The organism is Pseudogulbenkiania sp. MAI-1, from assembly GCF_000527175.1.
GTDB lineage: Bacteria > Pseudomonadota > Gammaproteobacteria > Burkholderiales > Chromobacteriaceae > Pseudogulbenkiania.
The window spans coordinates 329,769-344,118 of record NZ_AZUR01000001.1 but is presented as its reverse complement, the minus strand read 5'-3'; the positions used below and the strand labels follow the sequence as shown (position 1 = coordinate 344,118).

Here is a 14,350-nt window from a genome sequence, read left to right as displayed (position 1 = left end):
CCTACGACAGCATCAAACGCTGCAGCAGGCGCTGCCCTTCTGGCCAGTTCCCCAGCCCCGCGGTGCTGCCCATATGGCCTGCATTGCCGGCATCCACCAGCTTCGCCCCCCAGTCCTGCGCCATGCGCTCGGCCTCGGCGAACGGACAGAACAGGTCGTCCCGGCTCGCCACCACGATGGCCGGCAGCGGCAGGCGCCGGGCGCAGGCCTCCCCGAAACCGGTGAACGCCGGCAGCGGCGCACCCTCCGGCAGCTCGCCGCTGGCCAGCGCCCGCTCGGCGGTGATCGGCAGTGCCGGCGGCGCCACCAGCAACAGCCCCTTGACCTTGCGCTGCTCCGGCAGCGACGCCGACAGCAACCAGGCCACGGCGGTGTGGCAGCCCAGGCTGTGCGCCGCGATCACCACCTTGCCGTCGATCTCGTCCAGCGTACGGGCGAGCGCCGCCACCCAGGCGTCGCGCTCCGGATACAGCCAGTCCTCCTGCTCCACCCGGCGCACCAGCGGGTAGCTGCGCTCCCACAGGGTCTGCCAGTGCTGCGGGCCGGAATTGCCCCAGCCCGGCACCGTCAGCAGAAAGATATCGTCCTCGTCGAGCATTCACAGGCTCCTGTCGTAGTCCACGATCAACGGGGCGTGATCGGAGAATTTCTCGTCCTTGTACACCGAGGCGGTGCGCGCCAGCTCCATCATCGACGGCGTGACGATGTGGTAGTCGATGCGCCAGCCCACGTCCTTGGCGTAGGCTTGGCCACGGTTGCTCCACCAAGTGTAGCCCGGCACCTCGGGATAGAGCCGGCGCCACACGTCTTGCCAGCCCCCGTTGCCGAGCAGGTCGCTCATCCAGGCGCGCTCCTCGGGCAAAAAGCCCGAGTTCTTCATGTTGCCCTTCCAGTTTTTCAGGTCGATCTCGTTGTGGGCGATGTTCCAGTCGCCGCAGATCACGATGTCGCGGCCGGCGGCGCGCAGCTCGTTGAGGTGCGGCATGAACACGTCGAGGAAATCGAACTTGACCTGCTGGCGCTCGTCCGAGCTGGAACCGGACGGCAGGTACAGCGACACCACCGACAACTGGCCGAAATCGAGCTGCAGATAGCGCCCTTCGGCATCGATCCAGTCGATGCCCAGCCCCTCGACCACCGCGTCGGGCTGGTGCCGGGAATAGATGCCGACACCGCTGTAGCCCTTCTTCTCGGCACAGTGGAAATAGCCGGTGAGGCCGTCCGGCGCGCACATCCGCGGCGACAGATCCGCCGGCTGCGCCTTCAGTTCCTGCACGCACACCAGATCGGCCTGGCTGCCGGCCAGCCAGTCGAAAAAGCCCTTCTTGTCCGCCGAGCGGACGCCGTTGAGGTTGGCCGAAACGATTCGAAGCAAGACAGTCTCCCGTGTTATCCTTGCCGCCAAAGGCAGGCTTTTCAAATGGTTAATGTTTCAAAAAGAGGTTGATATGAGCGATTTCCGCCAGGATTTTATTCGTTTTGCGCTGGACAAGCAGGTGCTGAAGTTCGGCGAGTTCATCACCAAGGCGGGTCGGAAATCTCCCTATTTCTTCAACGCCGGCCTGTTCAACGACGGCCTCTCCACGCTGCACTTGTCGCGCTTTTATGCGAAAGCGATAATGAGCGACAAGATCGAATTCGACATGCTGTTCGGCCCGGCCTACAAGGGCATCATCCTGGCCGCCGCCACCTCGATGGCGCTGGCCGAGGCCGGCCGTAACGTGCCGTTCGCCTACAACCGCAAGGAAGCCAAGGACCACGGCGAAGGCGGCGTGCTGGTCGGCGCCCCGCTCAAGGGCCGCGTGCTGATCATCGACGACGTCATCTCCGCCGGCACCTCGGTGCGCGAATCGGTCCAGCTGATCCGTGCTGCCGGCGCCGAACCGGCCGGTGTGGCCATCGCGCTCGACCGCATGGAACGCGGCACCGGCGCGCTGTCCGCCGTGCAGGAAGTCGAACAGGCCTACGGGCTGCCGGTGGTGGCTATCGCCACCCTGAAAGACCTGCTCACCTTCCTCGAAGGCAATCCCGAACTGGCGGCCAACCTGGACGCCGTACGCGCCTACCGCGCCCAATATGGAGTGAACGACTGATCATGCCTCGCCTCGCCGGACTACTGCTCGCCCTGCTCCCGCTGACGGTCCTGGCCGGGGGGACGCTATACAAATGGGTCGACGAGTCCGGCAAGGTCCATTACAGCGACGCCCCACCGCTGCAGGCCCCCAACAACCTGGTCGAGCTGGACCGCCGGGGCAGCGTCACCCGCTCGGTGGAAACGCCCAAGGAGCGCGCCGCGCGCGAGGCGCGCGAAGCCGCCGCCCAGTCTGATGCCGCGCGCCAGCGCTACCAGGCCCGCTACGACAAGGGCCTGCTGGAAAGCTACCAGTCACCCGACGAACTGCGCGCCGAACGCGAGAAACAGCTCGCCGTCCAACAGAGCATACTCGACGCCCTGCAGAACGACCGGAAGACGCTGCAGCAGAACATCGTCCAGCAGACGCGCCAGATCGAGGCGCTGCAGAAGAGCGGCAAGCCAGTCCCCCCCGCCCTGAGTACCAATCTCGGCATCCTCCGCCAACAAGCCGCCCATACCGAGGCGGCCATCATCAGCAGACAGGCCGAGATCGCCAACCAGACCAGGAAAATGCGGTACGACCTGGAACGCTACCACCAGCTCACCCGGCGCTGATCTCCCGGGTTCACGCCGCAGGCAGCCACGCCGGCTGTTTCCCGCCTAGCGCGCCACCCCCTCCTTGCGCCGCCAAGCCTCGCGGAGCCTTTGTTCGACCGCCTGCAGCTGACGCGTGGCCCTCTCGGCGCTGGCGGCCGCCTCGCCCAGTTCCTTTTCTTGCCGCCGCAATTCGGTTTGGGCATCGGCCAGCCGCGCCTCGGCCAGGCTCTTGGCCTGGCGGACCTCCTCCAGACGCGCCTGCGCCGCATCGGCGCTGCGGCTCGCCTGCTGGTAAGCCATCTGGGCCGCCAGCACCTCCTCTTCCGGCATCTGGGCCCACACCGGCCCGGACAACAACGGCAGGAGCAGGGCAATGCGCTTCAGCATGACAATTCTCACGGCAATGGGATATGACTGAATTATGCGACAGCAGCCGAAGGCATAACAATGGCAAGGGGCAGCCCCGCCCCCTGCCCTCAGCAGGGAAGACGGAATGGAATAAGGCGTCCATGCCTCCTTTCTCGTGACAGCCACGCGGCGGCATGGCCGACACCACCCGCCCCGCGGAAAAGGGCGGGCGGTGCCCGCTCAACCCCGCCCGCGGCAGAAACGGCGCTCGAACCAGTCGCGCAGCATGGCCTTTTCATAGGGCAGCGGCTCGGAATCGTAGCGCACATAGGGACTGCGCCACAGATAATTCATGTCCGACACCCGCTCGCGCGCCTGCCCCAGCAGCTGGCCGTCCCGATCGCGCCAGACGTATTCCAGCTCGATGCGCGGCCACGTGATGTCGCGCATCACGCGGATATCGTAACCGCCCGACCGCCACCATTCGTGATGCCCGGCCAGATCCACGTCGAGGATGCGCAATTCGAGCGTCTCGCCCTGCGGCAGGCAACGCGCGCCGAGCGCCTTGAGATGGCGCTCCAGGTTGCGCAAGGTGCCACGCTCGGCACCATAGCCCCCATCTCCGCCATCGGTATAGCGCTGCGGTTCCACGAACTGCAGCGTTACCTCGGAGCGTGCGCCCCAAACTGGCACCAGCAGCATGAGCAGGCCCAGGCCTGCGACAAGAGATCGTGTGCCCATCACGGACCTCCTCTCATCCCATCATGGTGATTGGACAGGCAAGAAGCAGGAAAGCTGCGGGCCGGCAGGGTGCCGACGCGAAAAATCGGCAGGGGATGCGACAACTAGGAAAAGAGACAGTCAGAAAACAAAAAGCCCGGTCTTCGCGACCGGGCTTTTTGCTTGAAACTTGGTGGGTCGTGCAAGATTCGAACTTGCGACCAACGGATTAAAAGTCCGCTGCTCTACCAGCTGAGCTAACGACCCTTCGGCCTCGATGGTGGGTCGTGCAAGATTCGAACTTGCGACCAACGGATTAAAAGTCCGCTGCTCTACCAGCTGAGCTAACGACCCATCGAGCCTCGGTGGTGGGTCGTGCAAGATTCGAACTTGCGACCAACGGATTAAAAGTCCGCTGCTCTACCAGCTGAGCTAACGACCCCCGAGAGACCGACACTATAAATATCCCGCCGCCCACTGTCAACGGTTTTGTCCGGTTTGTCGGGCCGATGCCGCAGTTTCATCCCAATGGAAAACCCAGGGGGCGGCTAGATCGCAACGGGTTTTCTTGCCGCTCAAGACCCGTCCGGACTTGAAAGGGTCTCCCCCGCCACCCATGTAAGATAGGCGGGCAGGCCGGCGGCGATATCGCACGCCACGATTTCCGGCACCTCGTAAGGATGAAGCTCCGAGAGGCGGCGTTCGAGCCGGGCGTAGGCCTGCCGCGTCGTCTTCACCAGCAGCGGCACCTCGGCGGCTTCTTCCATCTTGCCCTGCCAGCGGTAGACCGAACGCACCGCAGGCAGGATATTGACGCAGGCGGCCAGCCGCTCCTCCACCAGTTGCCGGGCGATGCGGCTGGCGGTTTCAGGGTCGGGTGTGTTACATAACACCAGCAGGCATTTATTTTCAGACATAAGTTGGACTCGATGCGCGGACTCTTACTGTTAATACTGTTATACCCCTTCGCGGAAATCGCCACCCTGGTGGCCATGGCCGATGCCTGGGGCGGCGGCGTGACCATGTTGTGGGTCGTCATGTCCGCGATCATCGGCATCGCCATGCTGCGCAACCAGCAATTGGGCGCCCTGCTGACGCTGGGCTCGCTGATGCGCCAGGGCGACCGGGTCTCGCTCTACAGCCTGCTGTGGCCGCTGCGCTACCTGCTGGCCGGCGTGCTGTTCCTGATTCCCGGGGTGATCAGCGACGTGCTGGCGCTGTTGCTGCTGCTGCCGCTGCAGGGCCCGACGATCAAGCGGCCGGCCACGCCGCCGCAGGCTGCCGACAACGTGATCGATGGCGAGTACACTCGGGTGGATGAGCCGGTGGACCGCTCGCGCCACCTCGACTAAAGCCCGAGCCGCGCCAACACGGCCGCCTCGTCCAGCGCCAGCGCGATCTCGACGATCTTGTGGCGGCTCTTGTCGCCGCTCACCAGCACGACATGGCGCTTGGGGACATCGAAGCGCTCGGCCAGCCAGGCCAGCAGCACGGCATTGGCCTTGCCCTCGACCGGCGGGGCGGCCAGCCGCAGTTTCAGCGCCCCGCCGTGCTCGCCGGCCAGCTCGGTCTTTTTCGCGCCCGGTTGCACGTGCAGGGTCAGTCGGATCACACTGTCGTTACAGCTCAGCCAGGTTTTCATGGCGTCTTTCATGACATGACGACCGGGCATCATACAGGAGGATCAGCATGGATATCGGCATCAACGAACAAGACCGCCAGGACATCGCCCAGGGACTCTCCCGCCTGTTGGCCGACACCTACACGCTCTACCTGAAGACGCACAATTTCCACTGGAACGTGACCGGCCCAATGTTCCAGACCCTGCACCTGATGTTCGAGCAGCACTACAACGAGCTGGCGCTGGCCGTCGACATGATCGCCGAGCGGATCCGCGCGCTCGGCCACTACGCGCCGGGCAGCTACAGCGAATACGCCCGGCTGACCTCGATCGCCGAAGCCAGCGGCGTGCCGCGCGCCCAGGACATGATCAGCCAGCTGGTCGACGGCCACGAAACCGTCTGCCGCACCGCGCGCAGCATTTTCGCCGTGGTGGAGAAGGCCAGCGACGAGCCGACGGCCGATCTGCTGACCCAGCGCCTGCAGGTGCACGAGAAAACCGCCTGGATGCTGCGCAGCCTGCTGGAAGGCTGAAAACTGTCGGCCGCATGCGACAACGCCACGCCGCCGCCCGCGTGGCGTTGTGCCGGCGTGCTACACTCAGCCGCAGTGAGACACTAGCCGCCATGCCCCATAATCTGCGCCATCCCCCCAGCCCCCCGGCCACAACCTGGCTGTTCACCGTCACCCTGGCCGTGTCGGTGCTGGTGCATGCGCTGCTGTTCAGCCTCGGCAGTCTCTCCTGGATACACCCCCTTCCCCTGCCGGAAGCCAACACCATCAGCGTGCGGCTGGCCGAAACCCCGCAAAAGACCCCGCCGCCCACCCAGCGCCTGGCCGAACAGAGCAGCGCCGGCGCCGGCAACACCCCGGAGCCCGGCAAACTCGCCACTCATATCCCCGAGCGGATCGTCCCCGGCAGCGACGGGCCGGCGCCTCATGAGCAGCAGGCCGTTGCCGCCGCGAAACTGCCGCCGCCGGTCAACGAACGCCTCACCGCCCCACGCGTCGACCGGCAGGCTCCCGCCATGGCCCCGCCCCAGCCGTCCCAGCCGGCGGTCCCGATCACCGCCCAGACCCTGCTGGCGCAGGCCAGCCTGATGGCGCGCCAGCAGGGCGACGACGACACCGTCAACCGCCCCGACGAAAGCGGCCGGCCCAAGGGCGTCTACGGCGTGACGGCACGGGGCGTGGAATGGGCCCGCTACGTCGACGACTGGCGCCTCAAGGTCGAACGCATCGGCAACCTGAACTACCCCGAGGAAGCCCGGCGCCAGCAGATTTTCGGTGCGCTGGAGCTGACCGTGGTGGTCAACGCCGACGGCACGCTGCGCTCGGTCAGTGTGCGGCGCAGCTCCGGGCACGACGTGCTCGACAATGCCGCCAAGAACATCGTCAAGCTCTCTGCGCCGTTCGCCCCCTTCCCGCCGTCGCTGGCAGAAAAATTCAGCACGCTGGAGATCGTGCGTCGCTGGGCCTTCACCCAGGACAGCCGCCTGGCGAGCCCCTAAGCCGCGAAAAGGCCCTAACCCGAAAAGGATAACCATGTTCGAAGTCAACCGCAGTGTCGCCATCATCCGCCCGCGCCCCCCGTTTCTCGAGTGGCTCAAGCAGCTGCCCGGCGAATTGAACGACAACGTCACCCTCGAATCGCTGACCCGCGACTGCAACGCCCTGCTGATTCCCTGCGCCGACGATTACGACGCCGCCGAAGAGGCCGTGCTGGACCAGTACCAGCAGCTGTTCCAGGCCGAACTGGCCGACTGGTGCGACGACGAGACCTTGTGGCCGGCACCGCTGACCCTGGAGCTGTTCCAGCAATGGTTCCAGCTGGAAATCCACTCGGTGCTGTCCGACATCGTCGACGAGCCGCTGGAACGCGCGGAGTTCGTTCCCTTCGAGCTCGGGCCGGACGCCTGAGTCACTCAAGCGATAACGACACAACAATAACAGGGGCAACCATGAAACACCTTACCCGCATCAAGGTGCGCGGCTACCATCTTGACTTGTACAGCCACGTCAACAATGCGCGCTACCTCGAGTTTCTCGAGGAGGCACGCTGGACCTTCTTCGAGGAACGCGGCGATTTGCCGTGGTTCCTGCAATCCGGGCTGGCGCTGGTCGTGGTCAACATCAACATCGACTACCGCCGCGCTGCAACCATGGGCGAGGAGCTGGCGATCGAAACCTCGGTGAAATCCATCGGCCACCGCAGCGCGGTGATGCACCAGGCGGTGAAGCTCGCCGGTACCGATACTCTGGTAGCAGAGGCGGACGTCACCTTCGTGGTGTACGATGGCAAGCAGGACAAGGCGGTGCCGCTGGATGGCCGCCTCAAGGAACTTCTCGAAGCGATGCAGGACCAATAAGCGCTCTTCGCTTCCACTACCGGAACACACGCATGAAAAAAGGTTTGATAGCGCTGGTACTGATCGTCGCCGCCGGTCTCTTGGGATACACCATGCTGTTCAACAAGGACAGCGCGCCGGAGGTGCAATACACCTCGATCACCGGCCAGCAGCTCAGCACCAGTTCGCTGAAGGGCAAGGTAGTACTGGTCAACTTCTGGGCGACCAGTTGCCCCGGCTGCATCCAGGAAATGCCCGAGCTGAAGAAGACGCACCAACGTTACGCGCCGCAGGGCTATGAAACGGTGGCGGTGGCGATGAGCTACGACCCGCCCAACTACGTCAAGACCTACGTCGAGACGAACCAGTTGCCGTTCTTCATCACGCTGGACACCCAGGGCGGCATCGCCAAGGCTTTCGGCGGGGTCCAACTGACTCCCACCTCGGTACTGATCGACAAGCAGGGGCAGATCGTCAAACGCTACGTCGGCGTGCCGGACTTTGCCGAACTGAATCGCCTGATCGAACAAAAGCTGAAGGCCTGACCCGGCCCCCACTCTCCCATGAAAAAACCCGCCAGCCGGCGGGTTTTTTCATTCCGGACGGGATGACCGAACGGCACAGACCGGACAGGCCGGGTCGCGCGGCACCTTCATGGCGCGGAACGAGCCGTCCAGCGCATCGTACAGCGTCAACCGGCCGTGGGTGACGGGCACCCCGGCCAGCAGCTTGATCGCCTCGACCGCCTGCAGGCTGCCGATCACCCCGACCAGCGGCGCCAGCACCCCGAAGGTGGCGCACGGCCCGTCGCTGGCCTCGCCCTCTTCCGGGAACAGGCAGTGGTAGCACGGCGAGTCCGGCCGGCGGGTATCGAACACCGCCAGCTGCCCGGCGAAGCGCACCGCCGCCCCGGACACCAGCGGCACCCCGGCCGCCACGCAGGCGCGGTTGACGGCGTGGCGGGTGGCGAAGTTGTCCGAGCAGTCGAGCACCACGTCGTGACGGGCGACCTCGTCGGCCAGGGCCTGGCCGGCGAGCCGCTCGCCGATAACGCGCACCGTCACCTCCGGGTTCAGCGCCTGCATGCGCTCGGCGGCGGAGTCGGCCTTGTTGCGGCCGAGGCTCGCCATGTCGTGGACGATCTGGCGCTGCAGATTGGTCAGCTCGACCACATCGTCGTCGGCGATGGTCAGCCGCCCGACCCCGGCGCTGGCCAGGTACAAGGCCACCGGCGAGCCCAGCCCGCCGGCGCCGACGATCAGCGCGCGGCCGGCCAGCAGCGCCTGCTGCCCGGCGATATCGAGTTCCGGCAACAGGATGTGCCGGCTGTAGCGCAACAGCGCCTGGTCACTCAGTTCGGTCATGGGGGTCGGTTCTGCCAGGACAACCGCCGGGAAACCCGGCGGTCGGGGATTACTCTTCTGCGGTTTTGCGGGCGAACTTGATGCCCAGCTGCTTCAGCTTGCGGTACAGGTGGGTGCGCTCGAGGCCGACCTTCTGCGCCACCCGGCTCATATTGCCGTTTTCCAGCGAGATATGGTACTCGAAGTAGCGCCGCTCCAGTTGCTCGCGCAGTTCGCGCAGCGGCATGTTGAAGTCGAAGCCGGTTTCTTCCGCCGCCGGTTTCTCGTGGCGGAACTGCGCCAGCACCTTGTTGACCTCGGGCGCGTCGATGTCGTTCGATTCCGAGGTCAGCGCCAAGCTCTTGATGATGCTTCGGAGCTGTTCGAGGTTGCCCGGCCAGTCGTACTGGCGCAGCGCGTTGAGCGCGGCGGTGGTGAGCTTGTGCGCCGACACCTGCTTGGACTCGACCAGCTCGGTCAGGATCTGCTCGGCGATGAAGATGATGTCTTCGGCATGCTCCCTGAGCGGCGGGATCGGCACGATCACGCTGGACAGCGCGGTCAGCAGCCGGTTGTCGCACTCCGGGTCGACCAGCAGTTCCTGCAGCGGCCGGCTGCACGAGCACAGCAGGCGCACGTTGAAGCGGTCCAGCTTGGACAGCAGGAACAGCAGGCCCTGCTGGATGCGGCGGTTGTACTGGCCGATCTCGGGCAGGAACAGCACGCCGTTATTGGCCTTCTGCAGCAGTTCCAGCGGCGCGTCGGCCAGCTGTTCCGGCTTGGCCGGCGTCACCCAGGGGGTGTTGCCCTGGTGGAAGAAACGGGCGACCAGTTCGAACCCCGACCCGGGCTCGCCAGTCAGCAGCACCGGTGACTTGACCTTGGCCACCCGTTCGAGCTGACGCTTCAACTCCTGGATCGGCTCACTCTTTCCCAGCTTGTCGAGATTGAGCGAGGTGTTGACCTGCATGTCGCCGTACTTGACGGCGCGCTGCACCGTGGTGAGCAGTTTCTGCAGGGCGATCGGCTTTTCGAGGAAATCGAAGGCGCCGATGCGGGTGGCCTCGACGGCGGTGTCGATGCTGGCGTGACCGGACATCATCACCACCGGCATGTTGAGCTGGCCGGACTTGGCCCATTCCTTGAGCAGGGTGACGCCGTCGCAGTCGGGCATCCAGATGTCCAAGAGCACCAGCGCCGGCCGGGTCTGGTTGCGCAGTTGCCGCGCCACCTCGGCGTTCTCGGCCAAGGCCACGGTATACCCTTCGTCCTGCAGAATTTCCGAAAGCAATTCGCGGATGCCGATCTCGTCATCCACAATCAAGATGTCGCTGCTACGCATTAGGCCTCCAGCAATGGCAGGGTGAGAAGAATCCGCGCGCCCTGCTGCCCGGCATTTCCCAGTGCGATCTGACCATGGTGCTCCTCGATGATTTTCTTCACCACTGCCAGCCCAAGGCCTGTGCCTTTGGGCTTGTTGGTCACGTACGGCTCGAACGCGCGCGGCAGGATGTCGGGCGGAAAGCCCGGCCCGTTGTCCTGTACGCAGACGATCGCGCTTCTTCCTTCTTGTCGGCTGCTAATGTGAATCATCGGGATGTCAACGTCAAGAACCGCATCCTGTGCGTTCTGCAGCAGATTATGCAACACCTGGCGCAACAGGGCGCCATCCCCCATGATCATCAGCGGTTGTTCAGATAACGTCATCTTAACAGCCGGATTGGATTCGTACAGCGTCATCACCTCGCGGATCAGCTGATTCAGGTCGAGCGCCACCAGCTTGATGCGCGGCGAGCGGGCGTAATCGCGGAAGGCGTCGACCATGCCCTTGAGCGCCGCCACCTGCTTGACGATGGTGTCGGTGGCACGGCGCAGGAGGTCGGCGTCGTGGCCTTCCAGCTTATCGGCCAGCTTCATCGCCAGCCGCTCGGCGGCGAGCTGGATCGGCGTCAGCGGGTTGCGGATCTCGTGCGCCAGCCGCTTGGCCACCTCGCCCCAGGCGGCGTCGCGCTGCGCCCGCGCCAGTTCGGTGATGTCGTCGAACACCACCACGTAGCCGCTGCCGGTGCCCTCCGGCAGCTGCGCGCCGCGCACCAAGAGGATGCGCTCGCCCTGCGCGGTGGTGTAATCGAGCTGGGTCTGCCACTCGGGTTGGCGCTCGTTGGCGGCGTGTTCGCAGACGTTGTCGACCAGCGGCACCAGCGCCGGCACCAGCCGGGCCCACTCGCGAAACGGCGCGTCGGCGAACTCGGCGAAATCCACGCCGAGGATGCGCGAGGCGCTGGTATTGGCGGCGCGCAGCCGCCAGCCGTCGTCGAACGCCATCACCCCGGCGCGCAGGTTGACCAGGATGCTTTCCAGATAGAGCTTGCCCGACTCCAGCTTGAGGCGGTTCTCGTCGGCCTGCTGGCGCGCCTCCTCCAGCTGCTGGGTCATGCGGTTGAACATGGTGGTGAGGATGCCCAGCTCGTCGCGCCGGTAGACCGGGTGGCGCTTGGAGAAGTCGCCCTGCGCCACCGCGCGGGTGCCGGCCGCCAGCTCCGACAGCGGCGCCGACAGCCGTTCGGACAGCCACAGCGCGAACGCCAGCGCGGCGGTCAGCGCCAGCAGGCAGGCCAGCGTCAAGGTCAGCGTATAGAAGGTGCGCAGCCCCTCGCGCGACAGCAAGAGCTGGCGATAGTCGGCGCGGGCGGTGTCGATCAGTTCGGCGTCATGGGCGATGCTCTCGGGCGCCGCCTGGATCACCTGCATCACGCGGGTCTCGTCGTTCCGGTCGTGGTACGCCGCCAGCACCTTGAGCACGAGCTGGTTGCGCCGGTCGTTCTCGATGGTCTGGACCGGCTGGCGCGGCTGCAGCGAGCGCAGCGCCTCGCGCGACGGCGTCAGCGGCAGGCTGGCCAGATCGCCGCTGGCGAACGCCAGCAGCTGGCCCTGGCGGTTGAAGATGGCGACCTCGTTGAGGCCGAGCTGCTCGCGCAGCCGCTCCAGCCGGGCCGGCAGCTGGCCGTCGGGAAGCGCGTCAATGTCTTCCTGCACCACCCGCGCCTTGCGCCCGACGTCCTGCAGCACGTAGCCCAGCGCATTGCGCCCCAGTTCCAGCCCGCGGTCCAGCGCCGATTCCACCCTCACGTCGAACCAGCTCTCGATGCTGCGCGACAGGAACTGGGTGGAGATGGTGTACACCAGCAAGCCCGGCACCAGCGCCACCACCGCGAACATCATCACCAGCCGCTGGGTCAGCTTGGCGCCGAAGATGCGGCCCTTGACCCGGCGCCGCAGGCGCACCAGCTGGCGGCCGACCACCCCGAGCAGCGCCACCAGCAGCAGCGCGTTGATGCCGAACACCCACCAGTAATACTCGGCCAGCTTGGAGGTATTGCCGGTGGCAAGAGCCAGGAGATAGAGCAGGATGGCGGCGAAGGTGGCCATGGCGATCATGGCGTAGCGCATCAGCCGGCATCCTTCACGTTCAGGTCCACCCAGTCCGACGCCAGCGACCAGTCGGTGCTGCCCAGCGCGTTGAGCTGGAACGGCTTGGGCAGCTGGCCGATGTCGAGCACCAGCCGCACCCGCCCCTTGACCCTGTCGGCCGACAGGCCGTCCAGCGCGCCCGGTTCCAGCACGCGCCAGCCGTGGATCGCGCCCAGGGCGCGCAGCGCCTCGGCCTGCGTCGCGTAATAGCGCGACAGGCTGCCGATGGTGACGCGGTAGCGGCTGGTCAGCGACTGGTAGGCAATCTTGTAGTGCAGGCTGGCGTGCGGCTCGAACCATTCCTTGACGTCGAGCAGGTAGGCGGTGCTGCGCGGCCGGGTCAGCTCGAACTCCAGCCGGAACGGCAGCGCCACCCCCTGCATCAGCGCGTCGCTGAGGCCGGGGGTGAGCTTGATGTCGAAGCGGGTGCTGATGGCCAGTTGACCATCGAGCAGCTCGGCCTCGGAGCGGGTGGCGGAAATGGACTCGGCCCATGCCGGCAGCACGGCACAGGCGATCAGCCAGAAAAGCAGGCTAGCGCTTCGCAAGCAGCGCGTAATAGAAGCCGTCATGTTGCTCGCTGGGGAGCAGTTGTTGGTCGTCGAGGCATACCGCATCCGCATGTCGCGCGAGGAAGGCCGCGAGCTGTTCGCGGTTCTCCTCGGGAAAAATCGAGCAGGTAGCGTATAGCATTTTGCCGCCGCTGGCGAGCAGCGGCCAGAGCGCGTCGACCAGGGCCGATTGCTGCCGCGCGAGCTCGGCGAAATCGCCCGGGCGGCGCAGCCACTTGATGTCCGGATGGCGCCGCACCACGCCGCTGGCGGAGCACGGCACGTCGGCCAGGATGCGGTCGAACGGCACGCCGTCCCACCACGTCGCGGTGTCGCTCGCATCGGCCGCGACAAGGCGGGCCGACAGCTTGAGACGAGCGAGATTGTCCGCGACCCGACCCAGCCGCGTTTCGTCGACGTCGAGCGCGGTGACGTCGAGATCGGCGAGCTCCAGCATGTGACAGGTCTTGCCGCCCGGCGCGGCGCAGGCGTCCAGCACGCGCAGGCCGTCGCGGAGGTCGAGCCGGTGTGCCGCCTGCTGCGCGCCCTGGTCCTGCACCGAGACATCGCCGTCGGCGAAACCGGGCAGCTCGCGCACGCCGACCGGGCGGGCGAGCCGGATGGCCTCGTCGCCCAGCGCTTCCGCCTCGATGCCGGCCTCACGCAGCCGCTGCAGGTAGGCCGCCGCTTCCCCGTGGCGGCGGTTGACGCGCAGGGTCATCGGCGGGTGGCGGTTGTCCATCTCGAGGATGGCTTGCCAGTCCTGCGGGTAGTGGCGCTGCAGCGCCTTGATCCACCAGCGCGGGTGGTTGTAACGGGCCTCGTCGTCGGCCGCCACGGCGGCCTGGAGCTCGTCGCGCCGGCGCAGGTAGTTGCGCAGCACGGCGTTGACCAGCCCCTTGAAACGTCCGCGCGCCAACCGGCCGGCCAGCGTCACCGCCTCGTTGACCACGGCGTACTGGGCGGCACGGGTGTATTCCAGCTGGTGCAGCGCGACCAACAGCACGCGCTCGAGCTGCGGCTCGGGCAGCGGCTTGGGCAGCAGCCGGCGCAGCACGCAGCGCCACTCGGCCAGATGGCGCAGCACGCCGTAGCCGATGTCCTGCAGCGCGCCGCGCTCGGCCGGGGTGAGGTCGGGCGCCTGGCGCTGCGCGTCAGCCAACGCTTCGGTCAGGGTGCGGCCCCCTTCCACTTTTTCGAGCAGGCCGGCGGCCAGTTGCTGGATTCGATGCATGCCTCAGTTCCAAAAAAACCGGCCACAGCCGCGTATCACGGCTG

The 14,350-nt window shown here is 66.1% G+C and carries 19 protein-coding genes and 3 tRNA genes; 8 read left to right on the top strand and 14 right to left on the bottom strand.

Going from position 1 to position 14,350, the window contains the following annotated elements; all coding sequences use genetic code 11:
* Position 1 precedes the first annotated feature (1 nt).
* Both PSEMAI1_RS0101545 and PSEMAI1_RS0101540 read right to left on the bottom strand, forming a co-directional pair.
* A complete protein-coding gene (locus tag PSEMAI1_RS0101545) occupies positions 2-598 on the bottom strand; it encodes an alpha/beta hydrolase (protein ID WP_024301177.1) in 597 nt (198 codons plus the stop codon).
* The gene (locus PSEMAI1_RS0101540) at positions 599-1,375 is read right to left on the bottom strand and encodes an exodeoxyribonuclease III (RefSeq protein ID WP_024301176.1); all 777 of its coding nucleotides are present in this window, start codon (positions 1,373-1,375) and stop codon (positions 599-601) included.
* A gap of 73 nt (positions 1,376-1,448) precedes the next feature.
* Here PSEMAI1_RS0101540 and pyrE point away from each other — a divergent pair, with 73 nt between their 5' ends.
* Both pyrE and PSEMAI1_RS0101530 read left to right on the top strand, forming a co-directional pair.
* Positions 1,449-2,093 carry an orotate phosphoribosyltransferase gene (pyrE, locus tag PSEMAI1_RS0101535; RefSeq protein WP_024301175.1) on the top strand — a complete coding sequence of 215 codons (645 nt, stop codon included), beginning with the start codon at positions 1,449-1,451 and terminating at the stop codon, positions 2,091-2,093.
* 2 nt (positions 2,094-2,095) lie between these two features.
* Entirely contained in the window at positions 2,096-2,689 is a 594-nt protein-coding gene (locus PSEMAI1_RS0101530; RefSeq protein WP_024301174.1) for a DUF4124 domain-containing protein, read from the top strand.
* 45 nt (positions 2,690-2,734) lie between these two features.
* On the opposite strand, the gene PSEMAI1_RS0101525 is transcribed toward PSEMAI1_RS0101530, so the two are convergent.
* The 6 genes from PSEMAI1_RS0101525 to cutA form a co-directional block, all read right to left on the bottom strand.
* Positions 2,735-3,058, bottom strand: coding sequence for a hypothetical protein (locus PSEMAI1_RS0101525; RefSeq protein WP_024301173.1), 324 nt, complete (start codon positions 3,056-3,058; stop codon positions 2,735-2,737).
* Between the two features lie 201 nt (positions 3,059-3,259).
* Positions 3,260-3,760 carry a DUF3016 domain-containing protein gene (locus PSEMAI1_RS0101520; protein WP_024301172.1) on the bottom strand — a complete coding sequence of 167 codons (501 nt, stop codon included), beginning with the start codon at positions 3,758-3,760 and terminating at the stop codon, positions 3,260-3,262.
* Between the two features lie 170 nt (positions 3,761-3,930).
* Positions 3,931-4,006, bottom strand: a tRNA-Lys gene (locus PSEMAI1_RS0101515).
* A gap of 11 nt (positions 4,007-4,017) precedes the next feature.
* A tRNA-Lys gene (locus tag PSEMAI1_RS0101510) sits at positions 4,018-4,093 on the bottom strand.
* A 12-nt stretch (positions 4,094-4,105) separates the two neighbouring features.
* A tRNA-Lys gene (locus tag PSEMAI1_RS0101505) sits at positions 4,106-4,181 on the bottom strand.
* Between the two features lie 133 nt (positions 4,182-4,314).
* Positions 4,315-4,656, bottom strand: coding sequence for a divalent-cation tolerance protein CutA (gene cutA, locus PSEMAI1_RS0101500; RefSeq protein WP_024301171.1), 342 nt, complete (start codon positions 4,654-4,656; stop codon positions 4,315-4,317).
* Between the two features lie 12 nt (positions 4,657-4,668).
* Here cutA and PSEMAI1_RS0101495 point away from each other — a divergent pair, with 12 nt between their 5' ends.
* A complete protein-coding gene (locus PSEMAI1_RS0101495) occupies positions 4,669-5,091 on the top strand; it encodes an FxsA family protein (RefSeq protein ID WP_024301170.1) in 423 nt (140 codons plus the stop codon).
* Here PSEMAI1_RS0101495 and PSEMAI1_RS0101490 read toward each other — a convergent pair.
* Positions 5,088-5,381: a DUF167 domain-containing protein gene (locus tag PSEMAI1_RS0101490; RefSeq protein ID WP_024301169.1), complete on the bottom strand. Its 294-nt coding sequence runs from the start codon at positions 5,379-5,381 to the stop codon at positions 5,088-5,090. The two genes, PSEMAI1_RS0101495 and PSEMAI1_RS0101490, sit on opposite strands and share 4 nt — an antisense overlap.
* A 47-nt stretch (positions 5,382-5,428) precedes the next feature.
* Between PSEMAI1_RS0101490 and PSEMAI1_RS0101485 the strand changes: the two genes are divergently transcribed.
* The 5 genes from PSEMAI1_RS0101485 to PSEMAI1_RS0101465 all read left to right on the top strand — a co-directional run bounded on the left by PSEMAI1_RS0101485 (position 5,429) and on the right by PSEMAI1_RS0101465 (position 8,252).
* Positions 5,429-5,893, top strand: coding sequence for a Dps family protein (locus PSEMAI1_RS0101485; RefSeq protein ID WP_024301168.1), 465 nt, complete (start codon positions 5,429-5,431; stop codon positions 5,891-5,893).
* Between the two features lie 92 nt (positions 5,894-5,985).
* Positions 5,986-6,870: an energy transducer TonB gene (locus PSEMAI1_RS0101480; RefSeq protein ID WP_024301167.1), complete on the top strand. Its 885-nt coding sequence runs from the start codon at positions 5,986-5,988 to the stop codon at positions 6,868-6,870.
* A gap of 34 nt (positions 6,871-6,904) precedes the next feature.
* Positions 6,905-7,279 carry a hypothetical protein gene (locus PSEMAI1_RS0101475; RefSeq protein ID WP_024301166.1) on the top strand — a complete coding sequence of 125 codons (375 nt, stop codon included), beginning with the start codon at positions 6,905-6,907 and terminating at the stop codon, positions 7,277-7,279.
* Between the two features lie 41 nt (positions 7,280-7,320).
* On the top strand, positions 7,321-7,728 hold the full coding sequence (locus PSEMAI1_RS0101470) for a thioesterase family protein (RefSeq protein WP_024301165.1): 408 nt from the start codon (positions 7,321-7,323) through the stop codon (positions 7,726-7,728).
* A gap of 32 nt (positions 7,729-7,760) precedes the next feature.
* Positions 7,761-8,252 (top strand): peroxiredoxin, encoded by a 492-nt coding sequence (locus PSEMAI1_RS0101465; RefSeq protein ID WP_024301164.1) that lies wholly within the window; start codon positions 7,761-7,763, stop codon positions 8,250-8,252.
* A 48-nt stretch (positions 8,253-8,300) separates the two neighbouring features.
* Here PSEMAI1_RS0101465 and PSEMAI1_RS0101460 read toward each other — a convergent pair whose 3' ends face one another.
* From PSEMAI1_RS0101460 to rsmB, 5 genes are read right to left on the bottom strand one after another with little or no spacing between them, the layout of a single operon-like run.
* Entirely contained in the window at positions 8,301-9,071 is a 771-nt protein-coding gene (locus tag PSEMAI1_RS0101460) for a molybdopterin-synthase adenylyltransferase MoeB (protein WP_024301163.1), read from the bottom strand.
* Between the two features lie 49 nt (positions 9,072-9,120).
* Positions 9,121-10,392, bottom strand: a complete 1,272-nt coding sequence (locus PSEMAI1_RS0101455; protein WP_024301162.1) for a sigma-54 dependent transcriptional regulator — start codon at positions 10,390-10,392, stop codon at positions 9,121-9,123.
* Positions 10,392-12,500, bottom strand: coding sequence for an ATP-binding protein (locus PSEMAI1_RS0101450; RefSeq protein WP_024301161.1), 2,109 nt, complete (start codon positions 12,498-12,500; stop codon positions 10,392-10,394). The genes PSEMAI1_RS0101455 and PSEMAI1_RS0101450 overlap by 1 nt, the downstream gene beginning before the upstream one ends.
* Entirely contained in the window at positions 12,500-13,093 is a 594-nt protein-coding gene (locus PSEMAI1_RS0101445; RefSeq protein ID WP_024301160.1) for a DUF4390 domain-containing protein, read from the bottom strand. Before PSEMAI1_RS0101445 ends, PSEMAI1_RS0101450 begins: the two co-directional genes overlap by 1 nt.
* The gene (rsmB, locus tag PSEMAI1_RS0101440; RefSeq protein ID WP_024301159.1) at positions 13,056-14,306 is read right to left on the bottom strand and encodes a 16S rRNA (cytosine(967)-C(5))-methyltransferase RsmB; all 1,251 of its coding nucleotides are present in this window, start codon (positions 14,304-14,306) and stop codon (positions 13,056-13,058) included. Before rsmB ends, PSEMAI1_RS0101445 begins: the two co-directional genes overlap by 38 nt.
* Positions 14,307-14,350 lie beyond the last annotated feature (44 nt).

Excerpts from the sequence above, each read along its gene's own strand:
- PSEMAI1_RS0101485 (WP_024301168.1), top strand. The coding sequence starts at position 5,429 with ATGGATATCGGCATCAACGAACAAGACCGCCAGGACATCGCCCAGGGA.
- PSEMAI1_RS0101545 (WP_024301177.1), bottom strand. The coding sequence starts at position 598 with ATGCTCGACGAGGACGATATCTTTCTGCTGACGGTGCCGGGCTGGGGC.
- PSEMAI1_RS0101520 (WP_024301172.1), bottom strand. The coding sequence starts at position 3,760 with ATGGGCACACGATCTCTTGTCGCAGGCCTGGGCCTGCTCATGCTGCTG.
- PSEMAI1_RS0101495 (WP_024301170.1), top strand. The coding sequence starts at position 4,669 with ATGCGCGGACTCTTACTGTTAATACTGTTATACCCCTTCGCGGAAATC.
- PSEMAI1_RS0101470 (WP_024301165.1), top strand. The coding sequence starts at position 7,321 with ATGAAACACCTTACCCGCATCAAGGTGCGCGGCTACCATCTTGACTTG.
- PSEMAI1_RS0101445 (WP_024301160.1), bottom strand. The coding sequence starts at position 13,093 with ATGACGGCTTCTATTACGCGCTGCTTGCGAAGCGCTAGCCTGCTTTTC.
- rsmB (WP_024301159.1), bottom strand. The coding sequence starts at position 14,306 with ATGCATCGAATCCAGCAACTGGCCGCCGGCCTGCTCGAAAAAGTGGAA.
- PSEMAI1_RS0101455 (WP_024301162.1), bottom strand. The coding sequence starts at position 10,392 with ATGCGTAGCAGCGACATCTTGATTGTGGATGACGAGATCGGCATCCGC.
- PSEMAI1_RS0101450 (WP_024301161.1), bottom strand. The coding sequence starts at position 12,500 with ATGCGCTACGCCATGATCGCCATGGCCACCTTCGCCGCCATCCTGCTC.
- PSEMAI1_RS0101490 (WP_024301169.1), bottom strand. The coding sequence starts at position 5,381 with ATGAAAACCTGGCTGAGCTGTAACGACAGTGTGATCCGACTGACCCTG.
- PSEMAI1_RS0101475 (WP_024301166.1), top strand. The coding sequence starts at position 6,905 with ATGTTCGAAGTCAACCGCAGTGTCGCCATCATCCGCCCGCGCCCCCCG.
- PSEMAI1_RS0101480 (WP_024301167.1), top strand. The coding sequence starts at position 5,986 with ATGCCCCATAATCTGCGCCATCCCCCCAGCCCCCCGGCCACAACCTGG.
- PSEMAI1_RS0101460 (WP_024301163.1), bottom strand. The coding sequence starts at position 9,071 with ATGACCGAACTGAGTGACCAGGCGCTGTTGCGCTACAGCCGGCACATC.
- cutA (WP_024301171.1), bottom strand. The coding sequence starts at position 4,656 with ATGTCTGAAAATAAATGCCTGCTGGTGTTATGTAACACACCCGACCCT.
- PSEMAI1_RS0101465 (WP_024301164.1), top strand. The coding sequence starts at position 7,761 with ATGAAAAAAGGTTTGATAGCGCTGGTACTGATCGTCGCCGCCGGTCTC.
- PSEMAI1_RS0101525 (WP_024301173.1), bottom strand. The coding sequence starts at position 3,058 with ATGCTGAAGCGCATTGCCCTGCTCCTGCCGTTGTTGTCCGGGCCGGTG.
- PSEMAI1_RS0101530 (WP_024301174.1), top strand. The coding sequence starts at position 2,096 with ATGCCTCGCCTCGCCGGACTACTGCTCGCCCTGCTCCCGCTGACGGTC.
- pyrE (WP_024301175.1), top strand. The coding sequence starts at position 1,449 with ATGAGCGATTTCCGCCAGGATTTTATTCGTTTTGCGCTGGACAAGCAG.